This is a genomic window from Empedobacter sp. UBA5987 (assembly GCF_002429865.1).
GTDB lineage: Bacteria > Bacteroidota > Bacteroidia > Flavobacteriales > Weeksellaceae > Empedobacter > Empedobacter falsenii_B.
Genome location: NZ_DJBB01000037.1, coordinates 1 through 2,940 on the forward strand (window position 1 = coordinate 1; position 2,940 = coordinate 2,940).

Below are 2,940 nucleotides of genomic sequence, written 5' to 3' on the forward strand. Positions count from 1 at the left end.
ACACACTTGATAGGATAGTGTCGTTTTTAAAGAATTATTAGATACGAAAGATTTTTCTAAGATTTTATAACTCCCCTACTCTTTTCAAAATATAAAAAAGGTTGCAATTGCAACCTTTTCTTATAACATTATAACGCCTTCTATTTTCGAAACTTCTTTGTAATAATTGATTACTGTATCCGCATCAATTACATAAAGTTTAATCGAAATAGATGTATATTTTCTATTTTTTGAAGCTTTGTATTCAAACTCAGCATTCGTTCCTGCAAAAATATCTTTGATTTTTTTCATCGTTTCTTCACTTGAAGGATAAATGAATTTGAACAAATAATCTGCTGGAAATTTTTGTACATCATCTAATCTCTCTCTGAATTTAGTATAAAAATCTTGCTCGTTGTGAGATCTATCTGGTATTTCTTCGAATGTATAATCTCTATTTGTGTCCATTTTATTATTTTGTAGTTACAATGTCAAAAACAATACCACTTCACAATACTGATAAAATATAGAATTAATAAGACATTTTGGCATATTTTAAATCTTATAAATCCAATCTCATCATATAATCTATTTGTTCATCGTCACCAAGTCTAAAAATATGTTGATCAAATTTTTCGAAACCATTTTTTAAATAGAAATTAATCGCAGAAATATTCTTTTCCCAAACTCCTAACCAAATTGTATCTAAGTTGAAGTTTTTAGTTATTTCTATAGCTTTATTAAAAAGAATTTGTCCAATTTTCTTTCCTTGAAACGATTCTAACACATAAATTCTCTCAATTTCTAAAGAATTCATATCATAAATTTCTGTTTGAGCATCACCAATATTCAATTTCAGATAACCGACAATTTCTTGATTAATCATTGCAAAAAAGAACAACGAATTTTGATTCTTTAATTCTTTTAATAATTGATCCTCTGAAAAACTTTCAGTCAAATATTTTTGCATATCCTCTTCTGAATTAGAAGATGAAAATGTATCTGCAAAAGTCTTTTTAGAGATTTCTTGAAGCTGTAATATATCTATTTCTTTGACTCTTTTTATTGTAATTTCTTCCTTCATTAATTCGAAACAAATTTTAATCCTACAATTGAACTAATTAGTGTAAAAATAAAGAATATTCTCCAAAAATTAGCTGGTTCTCTGAATACAAAAATTCCGATTAAAACTGTTCCAACAGCACCAATTCCAGTCCAAACTGCATAAGCAGTTCCCAAAGGTAAAGTTTGTGTAGCTTTGATTAATAAAGTCATACTTGCGACCAAGCAAATTGCAAATGCTCCGTACCACATGTACATTTCCGAACCTGTTGTTTCTTTGGCTTTTCCTAAAGACGATGTAAATCCGATCTAGAATAATCCTCCTAAAATCAATAAAATCCAATTCATTTTGTTAATATTTTACTGCAAAGATGAATTAGAAAAAAATAGTATTTTTTTACAAATGTTAAAAAATTATTCGCTTAAATTTCGGCGCGAATTCTACTTAATGTCACTTGGGAAATGCCTAAATACGATGCAATATAACCTAATTGCACACGATTTATCAAACTTGGATTTTCTTCTAATAATTTTTTATAACGATCAATCGCCGTTCCTAGTTGCCTAGAAATAAAACGCTCTTCAGTTTTTATCAATTCAATTTCAGCAAGTTTTATTCCCCAATTTGCAATTTCTAAATTTGTCGCATAAAACAATTGTAAGTCTGAAGATTTAACTTCATATAGCTCACAATCTTCCATTAATTCGATTGTTTCGTAACTAATTTTATTTTCGACATAACTTCGCGTCGATAAAATCAAATCGCCTTCTTTCCCAAACCAAAACGTAATTTCTTTTCCATCGTCTATCGTATACGCACGAACAATTCCTTTTTTGATGAAATATAACTTTTTCTCAACTTTATCGGCATCAATAAGCGTCGTGTTTTTTGATAATCGAATTAGTTGAATTTTATCTGCAATCAATTGAATAGACTGCGAGGAAAGTGGTGAAATTTGATCTAATATTAGTTCTATTTCCATTATTGAAACATATCTAGTAAAAGTAAACAAAAAACTCAACCTAAAATAGGCTGAGTCATTCAAATTAAATTAACACCTGAAATCTACTTTGCATGTAGACCGCATTCTTTTTTACTATTGTCTTCCCACCACCATCTACCGGCACGAAAATCTTCGCCTTCGTTTATAGCACGTGTGCAAGGAGCACAACCAATACTTATAAAACCCTTGTCGTGTAACGGGTTGTAAGGAACTCTATTTTCTTTCAAATACTCAAAACAATCCTCTGTTGTAAAATCAATCAACGGATTAAATTTGAATAGTTGTTTTTCTTCGTCAAACTCTATTTCGTGCATATCATGTCGATTATTCGATTGCTCCGCACGCAAACCTGTAATCCAAACTGATGCTTCTTTTAATGCACGATTCAAAGGAATTACTTTTCTGATATAGCAACATTGTTTTCTTAAATCAACCGAATCGTAAAAAGGATTAATTCCATTTTCTTCAACAAAATTTTCTAACTCCTCTGTTGGTGGATAAAATGGTTTAATCTTCGCTTGATATTTAAATTCTGTTTTGTTCCACGTATTGTACGTTTCCTGAAAAACACGACCTGTATCTAAAGTAAAAATCTTAATATTGTCTAATTTTTGACTTAAAATAACATGAGAAATAACTTGATCTTCGAAACCAAAACTTGTCGAAAAAACTATTTTTTCTTTAACGTTGTTATTCAAAAAAAATAATTTTTCTTCTAAACTTACTTGTCCTGTAACTTTTTCTAATATCTCTTTTAGTTGATTCATTTTCTTATATAATATCTATAGTTTTTATAGAGTATTTATTTTAACAAATGTATTAATTCCAATTTTCTAAAACAACACTAATCTCGACTAATTTTATAGATATAATACCCGTAGTGCATTTAGGTAAT

5 protein-coding genes are annotated in these 2,940 nt (G+C 29.0%); all 5 read right to left on the reverse strand.

Going from position 1 to position 2,940, the window contains the following annotated elements; all coding sequences use genetic code 11:
* Positions 1-120: 120 nt before the first annotated feature.
* Entirely contained in the window at positions 121-447 is a 327-nt protein-coding gene (locus B3J26_RS05820) for a DUF493 family protein (RefSeq protein WP_291073718.1), read from the reverse strand.
* Positions 448-541: 94 nt separating this feature from the next.
* On the reverse strand, positions 542-1,063 hold the full coding sequence (locus tag B3J26_RS05825) for a GNAT family N-acetyltransferase (RefSeq protein WP_291073720.1): 522 nt from the start codon (positions 1,061-1,063) through the stop codon (positions 542-544).
* Positions 1,063-1,350 (reverse strand): DMT family transporter, encoded by a 288-nt coding sequence (locus B3J26_RS05830; protein WP_291073726.1) that lies wholly within the window; start codon positions 1,348-1,350, stop codon positions 1,063-1,065. The genes B3J26_RS05825 and B3J26_RS05830 overlap by 1 nt, the downstream gene beginning before the upstream one ends.
* A 113-nt stretch (positions 1,351-1,463) precedes the next feature.
* The gene (locus tag B3J26_RS05835) at positions 1,464-2,024 is read right to left on the reverse strand and encodes a Crp/Fnr family transcriptional regulator (RefSeq protein WP_291073722.1); all 561 of its coding nucleotides are present in this window, start codon (positions 2,022-2,024) and stop codon (positions 1,464-1,466) included.
* 83 nt (positions 2,025-2,107) lie between these two features.
* The gene (locus tag B3J26_RS05840) at positions 2,108-2,812 is read right to left on the reverse strand and encodes a phosphoadenylyl-sulfate reductase (RefSeq protein ID WP_291073724.1); all 705 of its coding nucleotides are present in this window, start codon (positions 2,810-2,812) and stop codon (positions 2,108-2,110) included.
* Positions 2,813-2,940: the final 128 nt, after the last annotated feature.

Bases quoted from the DNA above. Each gene is read 5' to 3' on its own strand.
- B3J26_RS05820 (WP_291073718.1), bottom strand. From the start codon at position 447: ATGGACACAAATAGAGATTATACATTCGAAGAAATACCAGATAGATCT.
- B3J26_RS05835 (WP_291073722.1), bottom strand. From the start codon at position 2,024: ATGGAAATAGAACTAATATTAGATCAAATTTCACCACTTTCCTCGCAG.
- B3J26_RS05825 (WP_291073720.1), bottom strand. From the start codon at position 1,063: ATGAAGGAAGAAATTACAATAAAAAGAGTCAAAGAAATAGATATATTA.
- B3J26_RS05840 (WP_291073724.1), bottom strand. From the start codon at position 2,812: ATGAATCAACTAAAAGAGATATTAGAAAAAGTTACAGGACAAGTAAGT.